Raw genomic sequence first — 13,627 nt, forward strand, 5'->3', positions numbered from 1 at the left:
TCGGCCAGCTCCCCGTGAGTTCTGGTGAGGTGGCCGACTGTCGTGGCGGGAGCTAGTGCCGTGACCGCAGAGGTTCGCCGGGTTGCCGGTTGGGACCGTGGCCCGGTGCGCTCTCGAACTTGGCGTCGAAGTCGGGGTCGGTGGATTCCTTCCAGGTCTTGGTGCGCTGGAAGGTGATGCCATGCCGCTTGAGTAGCATCCGCAGGGCCTCGCGGCCGACGCGAATCACGCGTCCGTGGACTTTGCGTAGGTAGGCGGTGAGCTTGCGGATCGACCATCGGGTGAACGGCCGGCCGAGCTTGACCGGGCGGTTGGTGGCCGTCTGGATGACGAGGGCTTCGTCGTCATCGCTGAACAAGCGGGGATGGCCTCCCGTCCACCGAGGGTCCAGGCAGGCCAGGCCGATCTCGTTCGAAGCGGTGGATGACATCGCGGACGGTGTCCTCGTCGGCGGCCACGAGACAGGCGATGACCGGGACGGTGTTGGCTCCCGCAGAGGCCAGCAGGATCATCGCCCGCCGGTAGCGCACGCTGTTCGTGCTGCCCCTCCGGACGATCTGCTGCAGCTACTGGCCCTCGTAGTCGGCGATCCTGCTGACTAGAACCCGTGGTGCCACCACGTCTCCTGACGCTGGATCGGGTCGATCGATCCCACCCGATCGCATCGGCAGCCAGACGGGACACCCGTGAACCGGTGCACCTTCCCGGTCGCAGCACAATCGTGTTGACCACCCCGGCAGGCAGTGCTTGAGTCGGCGCGTGGACAGTATTTCTGCCAACCGGCGGTTCTGGAATCAGATCAGCAGCGCGTACCAGCACGAACACGACCCGCAGATCGGCGCAGCGCCCCGACTGTGGGGCACATACGCCATCCCCGACGCGCACCTGCACGCCCTGGGCGACGTCACCGGCAAGCGCGTCCTCGAACTCGGCTGCGGCGCCGGCCAGTGGTCCAGGGCGCTCGCCGCCGAGGGCGCCACCGTGGTCGGGCTCGACCTGTCCGAAGCCCAGCTCACCGCGGCAGCTCGCGCGATGGGAGCGGCCCGCTACCCGCTGGTGCAAGGCACCGCCGAACACCTCCCGTTCGCCGCCGACAGCTTCGACCTGGTGTTCTGTGACTACGGCGGGCTTAGCTGGGCGCCCCCGCACCTGGCCGTCCCACAGGCCGCACGCATCCTGCGCCGCGGTGGGCGCCTGGTGTTCAACGTCGCCAGCCCATGGTTCGAAGCCTGCTACGACGAAGCCGCCGGCCGCGCAACCACGACGCTGCACCAGGATTACTTCGGGCTGGACACCATCGCCGAAGGCCAGGGCGCGGTCAGCTATCAGCTCACCTACGGCAGCTGGATCAAGGTCCTGCGTGGCGCTGGTCTCGTCATCGACGACCTCATCGAGCCGCGGCCCGAATCCGGAACAGCCAACGGCTACAACCAAACCGACCCGCCTGACTGGGCACACCGCTGGCCGGCAGAAATGCTCTGGGTAACCCACAAACCGTAAGCACCGCCGCACCGAGACGTGAAGGCATCCCCTCCCCGGTTGGCCCTGGAAGGTCCCCCACGGGCCATCCGCCGACCAGCGCTGGTGCCGCTCATACACGGTCTTCCACGGACCGAAACGCGCAGGCGGATCCCGCCAAGGCACCCGTGCGCTGCCGGTACAGGATCCCGTTGATGATCCTGCGGTGACTGGCCCACCGGCCGCCGCGCAGCCCTGACTTCGGCAGGCGCGGCTTCAGCCGGACCCACTCCTCATTCGTGAGATATCCCCGTCCCATCACCGTGCCAACGACACGCGCCTAGGACGGCCTCTTTTGACCCCGGGGGAACGGCTTCGTGTGGCCCCACCGAGGAACGGTTTGAAGTGGCCCCACCTGGCAGTCGGTACGGCGGGGATGCACTCGTTTGGAGTAGTGCGGTATTGACCCGGGTTCCAGCCCAGGATCACGCTTTGTGAGTACTTGATTACGGCCGTGCCAGGAGGCCGGATTTTGCAGCGTGTTGAGTTGTTCGAGCGGATCCGTCGCGACCGGAGGCTGGAGAACGCCTCTGTTCATGAGCTGGCCCGCCGTTACGCGGTCCACCGCCGGGTGGTCCGCCAGGCCCTGGACAGCGCTTTGCCGCCCCAGCGCAAGGAGCCTGTGATGCGCCGGTCGGCGCTGGATCCGGCAAAGGGCTGGATCGACGAGATGCTGCGGTCGGATCTGACCGCGCCGCCGAAGCAGCGGCACACCAACAAGCGGATCCTGGACCGGCTGCGCGACGAGTACGGCTTCACCGCCGTCGCCTACACCACCCTCAACGACTACCTGCGGGTCCGCCGGCCTCAGATCAGGGAGGAGGCGGACCGGGCCCGGATGATGCACGAGGGCATGGTTCCGCAGTTCCACCGGCCCGGCGAGGAAGCCGAGGTCGACTTCGCCGAGGTCTGGGTGCGGGTGGACGGCAAGCCGATGCAGTGCCAGCTGTTCACGCTGCGGCTGTCATATTCGGGCAAGGCGGGCCACCGGGTGTTCTCCACGTCGGGCCAGGAAGCGTTCATGCAGGGCCACGTGGACGCCTTCCGGATTCTCGGCGGTGTCCCGACCAGGCACATCCGTTACGACAATTCAAGCTGGCGCTCTCCCAGGTCTGCTTCGGCCGCTCGCGGGTGGAGTCGCAGAGGTGGGTGGCCTTCCGGTCGCACTACGGATTCGACGCGTTCCACTGCAGGCCCGGCATCGAGGGCGCCCACGAGAAGGGCGGGGTCGAGCACGAGGGCGGCCGGTTCCGTCGCTCGCACCTGATCCCGGTCCGGGAGTCCCGGCCCGCTTCGCGGAACTCGGATGCTGGCCGTAACGGCCTCGAAGGCCGGCGCTTCACCCGCCTGTCCTGCGGTGACACGGAGGACCAAGGGACGGGCTTGGCTGTCGCTGACGAGATGGACTTTCGTACTCATGCCACCGCGCGAACGACCGAGCGCATGGCCGTCGGGCTCAGCCTGATCCGGAGCCCGATTTTCCTGGCTCCGGCGGCGTGCTGGTGGGCGCGGCAGACGGTGGAGTCCACCGAGACAGTCCAGCCGATGCCGTCAGCTTCGTCGGCCGCTGCGAGGAGCATGGCGACGATCCGTTCCCAGGTGCCGTCCACGGCCCATCTGAGCAGCCGTATATGAGCGGTCGGGCCCCAGGTCGTCAGGAGTCCGTCTGCGGTTGCGCCCTGACGGTAGAACGGCAGTGGGGCACTCGTGGCTCGAAGGCCCACTGCACGGACAGACAGCCGTGTCGGTCAGGAGCGGTCCTGCCGCTCGGGGAGGCCTTGAGGCGTCGGCGGCGGGAGGTCCGGACCATTCTGCGCCTGGGCGGGCGTGGCCTGGCAGGTCAGGTCCGCGGCCGGCAGCCTGCCTGTCGTCAGATAGGCGGTGGCGGCGGTCCTGTCCGCAGAGGACTTGGAACCGTACTGGAGTCGGCATCGGGGCGCGACACCACCGCCTCCTGCGGCGCGTGTCCGGCGAGGGCGAACGTCTCGCTGACAGCGGTCGACCACCCGGTGCTGCTCCACGACGCCGACGGCTGGGTGCCGGACTGGCGACAGGAACCTCACGACAGTCTGCGTTACCACGGGGGACGGCGGCTCGGCGGGGGCGGGCCGAGGTGATGAGGTGACGAGGTTGTCGATTACCGGCCCCGGAGGGGCGCTACCCAAGGCCGGTACGAGGGACTCTGGAGGTCCGACGAGCAGGACCTTGGAGGCGCCGCCAGGGAGACGTGAGGCAGCCAGGGGGTTCAGGCGGCGGGCAGGGAGACGAAGACCCGTTCCAGCAGGGTGTACAGGGAGTCCCGGTCCTGACCGCTGAGCCTGTCCAGGCCCTCCTGCGTGGTGCGCATCTTCGCGCGGATCGCGTCAGTGACGCGCTCACCCTCGGCTGTGAGGATGACGTTCTTGACGCGCCGGTCGGAGACGCAGGCCTCGCGGCGCACCAGGCCGCGCTTCTCCAGCCGGTCGATGATCCCGGTCATGTTGGAGGCGTCGCAGGTCATGGTCTCGGCCAGGGTGCGCATCGCGGCGGGACCCCTGCGCAGCACGGTCAGGGCCTTGCCCTGGCTCGCCGTGAGGTTCTCGCTCGCCGCCGCGACGGTGAAATCGCCGTAATAGACGCCGAGCGACACGGAGAGCAACTCCATGAGCTGGGCCGTGTCGACGCGGGGAGCTTCTGTCATGGGGGCACTCTAGCCAGAGATACTTGACTACCTCAAGCATTGACCTCTACCGTCTCCTCATTACATGAAGTACTCAAGCATCAAGGTTGTCAAGTAATCGCCACGAGGAGCGTCCCTGTGACCGTCACCACGTCCCCCACCTCCCGCGCCTCCGAGATCCTGTCCCGGCCCGTCGCGCTGAACGGCCTGACCGTCCCGAACCGCATCGCGATGGCGCCGATGACGCGCATGTTCTCCCCCGGCGGAGTCCCCGGCGAGGACGTGCGGTCGTACTACGCCCGACGCGCCGCCGCGGGCGTAGGCCTGATCGTCACCGAGGGGACGTACGTCGGCCACGAGTCGGCCGGGCAGAGCGACCGTGTGCCGCGGTTCCACGGCGAGGAGCAGCTGGCGGGATGGGCGAAGGTCGCCGAGGCTGTGCACGCGGCCGGCGGCACCATCGTGCCGCAGCTGTGGCACATCGGTATGGTGCGCCAGCAGGGCCAGGAGCCCTACGTCGACGCCCCGGCGGTGGGCCCCTCCGGCATCCGCCCCGACGGCACCGAGGGCACGGGCAAGGCCATGACCCAGAGCGACCTGGACGACGTCATCGGCGCCTTCGCCGAGGCCGCCGCGGCCGCGGAGCGCATCGGCTTCGACGGCATCGAGCTGCACGGCGCCCATGGCTACCTCCTCGACCAGTTCCTGTGGGCGGGGACGAACCGCCGTACCGACGCCTACGGCGGCGACCCCGTGGCCCGTACGAAGTTCGCGGCCGAGATCGTGACCGCTGTCCGCGAGACCGTCTCGCCCGACTTCCCGGTGATCTTCCGCTTCTCGCAGTGGAAGCAGGACGCGTACGACGCGCGGCTCGCCCAGACCCCGCAGGAGCTGGAGGCGATCCTGACCCCGCTCGCCGCGGCCGGCGTCGACGCCTTCCACGCCTCCACACGCCGCCACTGGGTAGCCGAGTTCGAGGGCTCGGACCTGAACCTGGCGGGCTGGACCAAGAAGCTCACCGGCAGGCCCACCATCACCGTCGGCTCGGTCGGCCTCGACGGCGACTTCATCCACGCCTTCGCGGGCGAAGGCGCCCCGGTACAGGGCATCGAGGACCTCCTCGACCGCCTGGAGAGGGACGAGTTCGACATGGTCGCCGTCGGCCGCGCCCTGCTCCAGGACCCGGAGTGGGCAGCGAAGGTCCTGGCGGGGCGGACCGACGAGCTCAAGCCGTACGACGCGGCGGCGGTGAAGACGCTGAGCTAGGGCCTGCTTCAGAAGTGGATCAAGTGGCGAGGGCAGCGTCGGCGAGGGCCGTATGCTGCTCTCGCATGAAGGATCTTGGTAGTCAGATCGCATACTGGGACGGCATCGGCGCGACGAAGACGTTCACCCATCCGGTAAATCTCAGCTGGCTGGCAGGGGTGAATCCGAACGCTCGGGTCTTGGACTACGGGTGTGGATACGGCCGTGTCATGGCGGAGATCAGCGATAACGGCTTCTCCGATGTCTCCGGCGTGGACCTGTCTCCGACACTGATCGAACGGGGCCGTGAGTTGCGGCCTGACCTTCGCTTCGAAGTCCTGGACTCTCCGCCGGACCTGACCTACGCCTCGGCGAGGTTCGAAGTCGTCTTGCTGTTCGCGGTACTGACGTGCATCCCCGACAACGATGCTCAGCAGGCACTGGTCGCCGAGCTGAGCCGCGTTCTGGCCCCTGGGGGACTGCTCTACGTCAGCGACGTCGTCCTGCAGGACGACGAGCGAAACCGCGACCGCTACGCCGCCCATGCCCAGCAGTTCGGCACACCGTACGGGGTCTTCGCCACGGACGATGGCGCGGTGTGCCGGCACCACGACATCGCGCACCTGCGCGCTCTGCTGCCGGATTTCGACATGGTGGAGGAGCGCAAGATCGAGGTCGCCACGATGAACGGCCACCGGTCCCAGGCGGTACAGATGCTGAGCCGTAAGCGGTAATGATCGCAGCCACTCGTTGATGACGGCGATGGTGACGGTGGCCTCGTAGCGGACGGCGAGCTTGTCGTACCTCGTGGCCACGGCCCGGTGGCGATGGAGGCGGACGGCGTTGGGCGCGAGCCGTACCGCCTGCCAGAGTGAGCAGTCGTCGATCCGGCTCGTCACGGGCAGGCTGCACGTCTCGCATGCCACGTTGGAGTCGCCTGCTCCGTCGAGGCCGCAGCAGTAGCCGCCGGCCGCTCCGGGATCAGCGGGGTGCCCGTTCCCGAACTCCTGATCAGCGTGGGCCAGCAGGGCGACCCGGGCAGCGGGTTGGTCAGCTCGGCGCCGCATCCCCCACACAGGAAGACGGACGATGCCCTCCGCCAATGAAACAGAGGGCATCGTCGGAGCTCCGTGGCACACCGGCCACGGTGCTGTGAATCCGCTGCGGGCCCAAAGCACAGTCACGCCGCCGAGAATCACCGTTCGAATCCCCGGCGGGCTCTAATGCCTCCCCAAGTGGTCGACATCAGTGTCCAGGCGTCCGGAAGCCTGGACGCCAGAACGCCACGACGGCCTCGTTGAACGGGTCCTTCGGGGGGTGCAATGAGGTGGCGGCCGTGTCGCCCAGGACGGCCGCGATCGGGCGCCACTACGAGGCAGCCGGATCCTGCCGAGCGCCCAGGCGCTCCAGCAGGTCGCGGGCCCCGTCTCAGCCTCTCGCTCGGCACCGCACCACGGACCGAGGCGAGTTCGGCGCGTGCCTGCTCGGCAGCTCCGCATGCTCGGCCAAGGCCCGTTCCTTCGCCATCGAGCACGTCGACCACTGGGTCGCGTTCTTCGGGGTGGACTCCACCGTCTCGGGAACCAGCGCGGGCCACCTGCTCGTCCGTCACCGTCCGAGAGCCACCGGGACGCGGCGTGTCACCCAGGCCGGCGATGCGGAACCGCGGTCCACGCTCGCCCCTCGAGTGCGGCCCGCTCCTCGTCCGACAACGTCGACTCGGCGTTCGACCGGAGCGTCATCGGCCCCACACAGCCACCTGAGCCGGTCAGAACGCGAAGGCCGCCCCGTCGTTCAGGGTGACACCCATGGCGCAGGTGTTGGCGAAGGTGTACTGCCACGACGTGCGGGACCCTTCCCATACTCCGTCCACGGTGACGGTGACGGGGTCGAAGTGCTGCGGGCACATGCGGTCCGGGGCCGGTGAGGCCAGCAGCCCCTCGAAGGCGCCACCCTGGGAGGTGGCCTTGAGCTCGGTACAGGCGGCCTCGGGGGCGGGGTGCGTTCCGCCAGCGGTCGGCGCGCAGCTGAGCGTGACCGCGCGCAGGACGGTAGCCGAACTCGCGTCGGCGCCCTTACTGATGCTCAGCACGACGGCCGAGGGCGCATACAGGCTTTCGGTCCGGGCTTCCGCAACACCGACGGTGCCGACGAGGCAGAGGAGAGCGGACGCGGAGACCGCAGCGAAACGGCGAAGCATGATGGGGACTCACTTTCGATTCGAAGAGTTGAAGTGGCATCTACCTTCCGATCACCACCCCACTTGCGCTTCGGAGTGTGCCTGACACGCAGAGCGACCGCAGCTTCGCGGTCACTAACCGGACACGTCCACCCACACGCCCGTGATCGAATGAACGTTCAGCAGCTCAGACCCGATGGCAGACGACTCCGCCCCCTGCCCGCACCCGCTCCCCCATGGCCCCGCAGCGGCTGCCGGCCTGCACAAGGACGCGTCAGGTTTACCGACCGGTCGTTCAGTACGACCGATTAACGACGGTCACCGGCACGGAGGCCGGCCGACGGCGCCCTTCACACCGGACAACTCCCATGCCTTGTAGTCCTTGCAGCTACCAGACGGCGGTCGGCCGGCAGCGACGACCACCTGGGAGTCGGCATCGAAGATGCTCTGGCAGATGCAGCACACCGGCGGGTGGCTGGAGACCTCCCACGGCGCGGTGCCCGTCGGTGCGCTGAGCGACGCCGCGGGAGTCAGCGGCACCACCCTGGCCACGCAGTTCAAGGCTCACATCGGTGTCACCCCGAAGAAGGTGGCTCGGTGCACCGCTTCGCACCGCCGATCCGGCCCGTGGACGCCCTGCGCCAGGTCGACCGGCCGGAGCACGCTCTCACGGCGGGCTGATTCGACCAGGCCCACTTCAGCAAGGAGATCAAGGACTTCACCGGCCGCACCCCGACGGAATACCTGGCTCCGCGGTGCCGGATCCCGGCCGGGCGGGAGTTCCCGCCGGACGACGGTCCGATGCCTGCTTCTTGATTTTCTCCAAGCACAGCCCTTGCCGAGGCCCGCGCAATCGGAGGCAACCACTCCAGAAGACTTGGTGGTTGAGCTCGTAAGTTCTTCAGGGGCCATGGGACCTGGTCGAGTACGGCAGGCCGTACTCACCTCGCGATGATCAGGGACAGGCCCGCATCGAAGACGTCGGTGGCGGTCAGGCCGACGCGGCGGCCGTCGTTCATGACGCGAGCCACGGTCGGGTAGGCCAGCTCGAACTCCTCGGTGGGCTGTGCTTCGGCGGATTCCTGCTCCTCGATGACGTGGCCGAAGGTGTAGTGGACGGCGGTGTAGATGACGGTGGCCGCCTGCGGCAGGGCCAGTCCGCCGTCTTCCAGTGCGCGCAGCCCGTATTCGGGGATGCGGGCGAGCGTGGGCGTGTTCAGCGGCCGAGCGCCCGCCACGACCCGGGCGCCGTCGGGGTAATTGAGCATGGCGCGGCGCAGGCGGCGCAGCATCTCGTGTAGCCACGGCCGCCAGTCCTGGCCGGGTGGCATCGGCGCCAGTTCGCCGAACTCCTCCCGCAGCATCGCCTCGGCCATGGCCTCCAGCAGCTCGCGCTTGTCCTTGAACCGCCAGTAGATGGCCGGCGCCGTGACATGGAGGCTGGTGGTGAGCTTACGGAAGGTCACACCGGCCAGCCCTTCCTGCTTCAGCAGTTCCAGGCTCTGGCTGACGATCCTCTCTGCGTCCATGGACACCATCGTATAGCGGTGTTACATTCACCTCGATATAACGGCGTTATAGAGAGGTGCGTCATGAATCAGGCACTCGTGGACAGCATGTGGACCTACCTCAAGGCCGGACTGGCCATGGACGTGGAAGCGCTGGACCGGCTGTACGATCCCGAGTTCCAGAACGTGCGGGTCGACCAGGCAGGGCAGACGATCACCCTGACCAAGGACCAGTTCATGGACCGCTTCCGGGCGCTGCGCGAGCAAGGGCAGAAGATAGGTGAGTCCGTCGACGACGTGACCTTCCCGGCCACCACCGACATGGGCGACCAGGCCGCGATCATGATGCGGCGGGTCCAGGACGGCGAGCCGGTGCTCTACACCTTCATCTGGCGGATGACGGACGGGCGTCCGACCACGATCCTGCGCGAGCTCACCTTCGACCGGGACATCAGCTACCTGCTGAGGCTGACCCGCTAGCCGGCCCCGTCGGGAGTCCCTCGCAATCTCGGCGAGTCCCGGCGAAGATCCTCCCGGAGATTCCCTTCGATTGCCCGTGTGTCCCGCCCGCCAGATCACCCTGTTCGCTACCGAACGCCGGCGGATTAGGCAGATCGCCCACTCCCACACCGCCCCCGTACCAGCTCGTGATCCGAGTCCGGATCGTACTGGATGCCGCGCACGGCTACTCCAACGCGCGCATCGCCCAGCGTCGAGACGTGCACATCGACACGGTCCGGCTGTGGCGGGGTCACTACGACAGCGAGCAGGGCGTCAAGAGCCTGGCCGGCCGGCCCCGCCCAGGTCGCCCGCCGACGTTCGGCCCACTGCAGCGGGCCGAGATCAAAGCGCCGGCCTGCCAGTTGCCGGCCGAGAGTGGTGTGCCGCTGTCGCGTTGGAGCTGCGGCGCTGGAGCTGCGGCGACCTGGCACGAGAGGCCGTCGCTCGTGGCCTGGCGACTGCGATCTCGGCCTCCACCGTGCGCCGCATTTGGCCACCTACGCGCTCAAGCCCTGGCAGTACCAGTCGTGGATCTTCATCCGGGACCCGGCCTTCGCGGCCAAGGCCGCCCGCGTGCTGGACCTGTACGCCCGCGTCTGGGACGGCCTCCCGCTCGGCGCGGACCAGTACGTGATCAGCGCTGATGAGAAGACCTCCATCCAGGCCCGCCGTCGCTGTCACCCCACCCTGCCACCCGGTACCTCCCGGATGATGCGCGTCAACCACGACTACGACCGCGGTGGCGCGCCGGCCTACCTGGCCGCCTACGACGTCCACACCGCTCGTGTGATGGGCCGCGCTCGGCCAAGTCCGGGATCGTCCCGTTCATGGACCTGGTAGAACAGATCATGACGAGCGAGCCATACGCCTCGGCCGAGCGGGTGTTCTGGGTCGTCGACAACGGTTCCTCCCACCGCGGCAAGGCCGCCGCCGACCGGTTGGCCGAGCGCTTCCCCACCGCGGTCATGCTGCACACGCCCGTGCACGCCTCCTGGCTCAACCAGCTGGAGATCTTCTTCTCCATCGTGCAGCGCAAGGTCATCACGCCCAACGACTTCACCAACCTTGACCAGGTCGAGGACCGGTTGACTGCCTTCGAGCGTCGTGACAACGAGACCGCCCGACCCTTCCGACGGAAGTTCACCCCGGCCGACCTCGAGGACCTGCCGGTCCGGATCGAGCGGCACGAACAGAAGGAGTCGAACTCCCAGCAGCCCCTCGGCTGCGACCAACAGCCTGCCGTACTCGACCAAGCCGCTTAACCCTCGAAGGACTTACGCACTCGACCACTTAGGGAGAACCCCCATGGGCACAGTGATCATGCATGACGTGGTGTCGGTAGACGGCTACATCGCCGACGAGAACGACGGAGTCGGGCCGCTCCATGACTGGTACTTCAACGGGGATACCCAGCTCACCGAAACCGGCGCCGGAGACGGAGACTACGACCACTCCGAAGGAACAGGCGGCTTCAAGCTCTCGCGTGTCTCGGCGGAGTACGTCCGGCCAATGTGGGAATCGATCGGCGTGATCGTGATGGGCCGCCACCAGTTCGACCTGGTGAACGGCTGGGAGGGCCAGCCGCCCGCGGGCGACCACGTGGTCGTGGTCTCCCACCGGCCCAAGCCCGAGGGCTGGCACCCCGAGGCTTCGTACCACTTCGTCGACGGCGTGAAGGCTGCGATCGAGAAGGCCCAGGAGCTCGCCGGCGACCGAGTCGTCGCCGTGAGCGCCGGCGAAGTGGGCGGCCAGATCCTCGCTGCCGGCCTCGTCGACGAGGTGGCGATGGACGTCGCGCCGGTCGTGTTCGGGTCGGGCAAGCGCTTCTTCGGCAGCTTCGACGGGCAGCAGTTGCTGGAGGATCCCCACGCGGTCATCCAGGGCAACCGCGTGCTGCACCTGAAGTTCAAGGTGCGCCGCTAAGCGAAGCCACCCACAATCTGGTGGGTCCGGATGCTGAATCTGCGAACCAGGCTGGGTCGTCCTCGTAGGGCTGGATGACGACGAAGGGACGGTCCGTGCCGTTCAATCCTCTCCACACCCGATCGACCGCACTTCACCGCCTCGCCCTGTGTCGGTGTACTTCTGAAAGTGTGCACCTGCGTACGGATGTACGTGCTCAGGACCAGGCGATTCAACGGAAGGCGTTGGCATTCTCCGAAGCCCACTGTTGGAACGTGCGGGCCGGCGTTCCGGTGACCTGCGAAACCGTGTCTCGTACCATCAGCAGCTCGTCGTTCACGTCTCCGCCCGTGACGTCGAGCACGGCGTCCGCGGCCTCGGCCCCGAAGACCGCGGCCATCTGTGCGTGGGCCTCCTGACGGCTGATCTCGGCGAAGGGAATCTCCCGGCCCAGTGCTGCCGCGATGGCCTCGACCTGCCGTCGGGCGGTCACCGGCTCTGGACCGGTCAAGGCATACGTGCGTCCCCGGTGGCCAGGCTCTGTCAGCGCCACCCGTGCCACCGCCGCGATGTCCGCAGGGTGAATGGTGGGCAGCGCGGTCTCGGCGTACGGCGCGCGGACGGTCTCGTGGCCACGGATGGAAGCGGCCCACATCAGAGCGTTGGAGGCGAACTGCGTCGGCCGCAGGATCGTCCAGGCCATGCCGCTGGCCTTGAGCAGTTGCTCCACCGCCAGGTTCTCGCCGGCGGGGCCGAGGTGCGGGTGGGTCTGGACGGTGACGGACGACACCAGCACGACGTGCTCCACGCCCGCCTGCCGGGCGGCTTCGAGGATGTCGGCGTCCGAACCCAGACGCGACACAAGAAACAGCGAGCGCACCCCCTCCAGCACGGGCTTCAACGACACCGGCTCTGTGAAGTCGCCCTCCACGGCCTCGATTTGATCCGGCCGTACGAGGCCCGGCGGCCCGGCGGTGCTGCACCTGGCCGTCGCCCTGTCGAGCAACGGTCAGCAGGGCCTGCAGGCCGGTGACGACCTCCGCGCCGAACGCATGCGGCAACTGCAGTCCATGCTCGATCACGCCCGCGACCGTGGCGAGCAGGCACCCGACGCGTTCGACGTGCTGGACCACATCCTGGCCCCGATGTACATCCGCGTCCTGTTCGGCATGGGCCCGCTCACCCCGGACTACATCGACGGGCTGGTCGACCGATTGCTGTGGGCGGGCGGTGACGGTGGAGGGTTGCCCGGAGGGGCCGGATTCTCCGGGTGGCGTACGTCGCCGCTGCCGAGCAGGACGCGGGCCCTGACCCGCATCGGCTCGTCGCCGCGCCGGGCGAGCAGAACCAGCTCGTCGACCCGGGCCGTCATGGGGCCGAGGAGAGCCTCCGCCTTACGGGCGAGGGGGTGCGGGTACGGGGTACGGCCGAGGGACAGGTGCGGGGTGAAGCCGTGCGCGTGCGATCCGCAGAGCGGGAAGCGGAGCTCCAGGGACTCCCGCAGCCGCGCCCAGGGCTCGTGGCCGGCGGCGGCCGGGTCGAGCCAGACGGTGGCGTCCTCGCGGTGTCCGAACCAGTGGACACCCGCCAGGCGGGCGGTGAACGGCGGCGTCTCGGCGAGCGCTGCGGCGACCAGCGGCAGGGCCCGGACGAACTCGGCCTCGGGGACGAACCCGAAGAGCACGTTGACGTGCGGCGGCCAGCGGCGGATCTGTCGGTCGTGTTCGCGGCGAATGTGCTGGATCGGCGGCCACAACTCGGCCGGCGGCAGCCAGGCGACGGCGGTGCGGTTCGTCGACGGGACGGCGAGGACGTCACCGGGTGCCGGGGCCGGCATGGGACCGACCTGCCCGCCGAGGCTCTCGTCGAGCCGGTCGACGCCGGAGGCGCGGTCCCAGACGACCTGGCCGTCCGCCTCGAAGAACACCACCCGATGCCAGGGGATGTCCCCGCCCGGCACGAAGTCGCCGAGCAGGACCCGCTTCGGCGGGGCCCCTCGCACGGCGATCCCCATGACGAACCGCTCGGGGTCGAAACGCGGGTCCCCGAGCACCCGGTCGTAGATCTCGTCGCTGGTGTGCACGTCAGCACCTGCCCTCGACTACCAGAGTGACG

General features: G+C 68.4%; 13 protein-coding genes and 4 pseudogenes. 9 read left to right on the plus strand and 8 right to left on the minus strand.

Annotation, left to right across the window (positions count from 1 at the left end):
* Nucleotides 1-112 precede the first annotated feature (112 nt).
* Nucleotides 113-566, minus strand: a pseudogene (locus ACZ6K0_RS33825) (helix-turn-helix domain-containing protein); the annotation flags it as partial.
* Nucleotides 567-759: 193 nt separating this feature from the next.
* On the opposite strand from ACZ6K0_RS33825, the gene ACZ6K0_RS33830 reads away from it, so the two are divergent.
* Complete coding sequence (locus ACZ6K0_RS33830; protein WP_469236138.1) at nt 760-1,500, plus strand: class I SAM-dependent methyltransferase; 741 nt, start codon at nt 760-762, stop codon at nt 1,498-1,500.
* Between the two features lie 57 nt (nt 1,501-1,557).
* Here the strand turns inward: ACZ6K0_RS33830 and ACZ6K0_RS33835 are convergent.
* Nucleotides 1,558-1,777: pseudogene (locus tag ACZ6K0_RS33835) on the minus strand (transposase); the annotation flags it as partial.
* A gap of 195 nt (nt 1,778-1,972) precedes the next feature.
* Here ACZ6K0_RS33835 and ACZ6K0_RS33840 point away from each other — a divergent pair.
* The gene (locus ACZ6K0_RS33840) at nt 1,973-2,785 is read left to right on the plus strand and encodes a transposase (protein ID WP_469577666.1); all 813 of its coding nucleotides are present in this window, start codon (nt 1,973-1,975) and stop codon (nt 2,783-2,785) included.
* Here the strand turns inward: ACZ6K0_RS33840 and ACZ6K0_RS33845 are convergent.
* Nucleotides 2,740-3,158: pseudogene (locus tag ACZ6K0_RS33845) on the minus strand (transposase family protein); the annotation flags it as partial. The gene ACZ6K0_RS33840 and the pseudogene ACZ6K0_RS33845 sit on opposite strands and share 46 nt — an antisense overlap.
* A gap of 605 nt (nt 3,159-3,763) precedes the next feature.
* A complete protein-coding gene (locus ACZ6K0_RS33850) occupies nt 3,764-4,198 on the minus strand; it encodes a MarR family winged helix-turn-helix transcriptional regulator (RefSeq protein ID WP_469236139.1) in 435 nt (144 codons plus the stop codon).
* 117 nt (nt 4,199-4,315) lie between these two features.
* On the opposite strand from ACZ6K0_RS33850, the gene ACZ6K0_RS33855 reads away from it, so the two are divergent.
* The gene (locus ACZ6K0_RS33855; RefSeq protein ID WP_376410595.1) at nt 4,316-5,443 is read left to right on the plus strand and encodes an NADH:flavin oxidoreductase; all 1,128 of its coding nucleotides are present in this window, start codon (nt 4,316-4,318) and stop codon (nt 5,441-5,443) included.
* Nucleotides 5,444-5,508: 65 nt separating this feature from the next.
* The gene (locus ACZ6K0_RS33860) at nt 5,509-6,156 is read left to right on the plus strand and encodes a class I SAM-dependent methyltransferase (RefSeq protein WP_469236140.1); all 648 of its coding nucleotides are present in this window, start codon (nt 5,509-5,511) and stop codon (nt 6,154-6,156) included.
* 1,034 nt (nt 6,157-7,190) lie between these two features.
* Here ACZ6K0_RS33860 and ACZ6K0_RS33865 read toward each other — a convergent pair.
* Complete coding sequence (locus ACZ6K0_RS33865; protein ID WP_469236159.1) at nt 7,191-7,535, minus strand: subtilase-type protease inhibitor; 345 nt, start codon at nt 7,533-7,535, stop codon at nt 7,191-7,193.
* Between the two features lie 1,007 nt (nt 7,536-8,542).
* Nucleotides 8,543-9,130: a TetR/AcrR family transcriptional regulator C-terminal domain-containing protein gene (locus ACZ6K0_RS33870; RefSeq protein ID WP_469236141.1), complete on the minus strand. Its 588-nt coding sequence runs from the start codon at nt 9,128-9,130 to the stop codon at nt 8,543-8,545.
* A gap of 63 nt (nt 9,131-9,193) precedes the next feature.
* On the opposite strand from ACZ6K0_RS33870, the gene ACZ6K0_RS33875 reads away from it, so the two are divergent.
* The 4 genes from ACZ6K0_RS33875 (at nt 9,194) to ACZ6K0_RS33890 (ending at nt 11,533) form a co-directional block, all read left to right on the plus strand.
* On the plus strand, nt 9,194-9,589 hold the full coding sequence (locus ACZ6K0_RS33875) for a nuclear transport factor 2 family protein (protein ID WP_469236142.1): 396 nt from the start codon (nt 9,194-9,196) through the stop codon (nt 9,587-9,589).
* A 510-nt stretch (nt 9,590-10,099) separates the two neighbouring features.
* A complete protein-coding gene (locus ACZ6K0_RS33880) occupies nt 10,100-10,450 on the plus strand; it encodes a hypothetical protein (RefSeq protein ID WP_469236143.1) in 351 nt (116 codons plus the stop codon).
* Nucleotides 10,438-10,872: a transposase gene (locus ACZ6K0_RS33885; protein ID WP_469236144.1), complete on the plus strand. Its 435-nt coding sequence runs from the start codon at nt 10,438-10,440 to the stop codon at nt 10,870-10,872. The genes ACZ6K0_RS33880 and ACZ6K0_RS33885 overlap by 13 nt, the downstream gene beginning before the upstream one ends.
* Nucleotides 10,873-10,915: 43 nt before the next feature.
* A complete protein-coding gene (locus tag ACZ6K0_RS33890; protein WP_469236145.1) occupies nt 10,916-11,533 on the plus strand; it encodes a dihydrofolate reductase family protein in 618 nt (205 codons plus the stop codon).
* Nucleotides 11,534-11,744: 211 nt separating this feature from the next.
* Here the strand turns inward: ACZ6K0_RS33890 and ACZ6K0_RS33895 are convergent, their stop codons facing one another.
* On the minus strand, nt 11,745-12,518 hold the full coding sequence (locus ACZ6K0_RS33895) for an NAD(P)H-binding protein (protein ID WP_469236146.1): 774 nt from the start codon (nt 12,516-12,518) through the stop codon (nt 11,745-11,747).
* Here ACZ6K0_RS33895 and ACZ6K0_RS33900 point away from each other — a divergent pair.
* A pseudogene (locus ACZ6K0_RS33900) lies at nt 12,466-12,732 on the plus strand (TetR-like C-terminal domain-containing protein); the annotation flags it as partial. The gene ACZ6K0_RS33895 and the pseudogene ACZ6K0_RS33900 overlap by 53 nt on opposite strands.
* Here the strand turns inward: ACZ6K0_RS33900 and ACZ6K0_RS33905 are convergent.
* Entirely contained in the window at nt 12,702-13,595 is an 894-nt protein-coding gene (locus ACZ6K0_RS33905; RefSeq protein ID WP_469236147.1) for an RNA repair domain-containing protein, read from the minus strand. The pseudogene ACZ6K0_RS33900 and the gene ACZ6K0_RS33905 sit on opposite strands and share 31 nt — an antisense overlap.
* Between the last annotated feature and the right edge of the window lie 32 nt (nt 13,596-13,627).

The organism is Streptomyces sp. NPDC042346, from assembly GCF_055581845.1.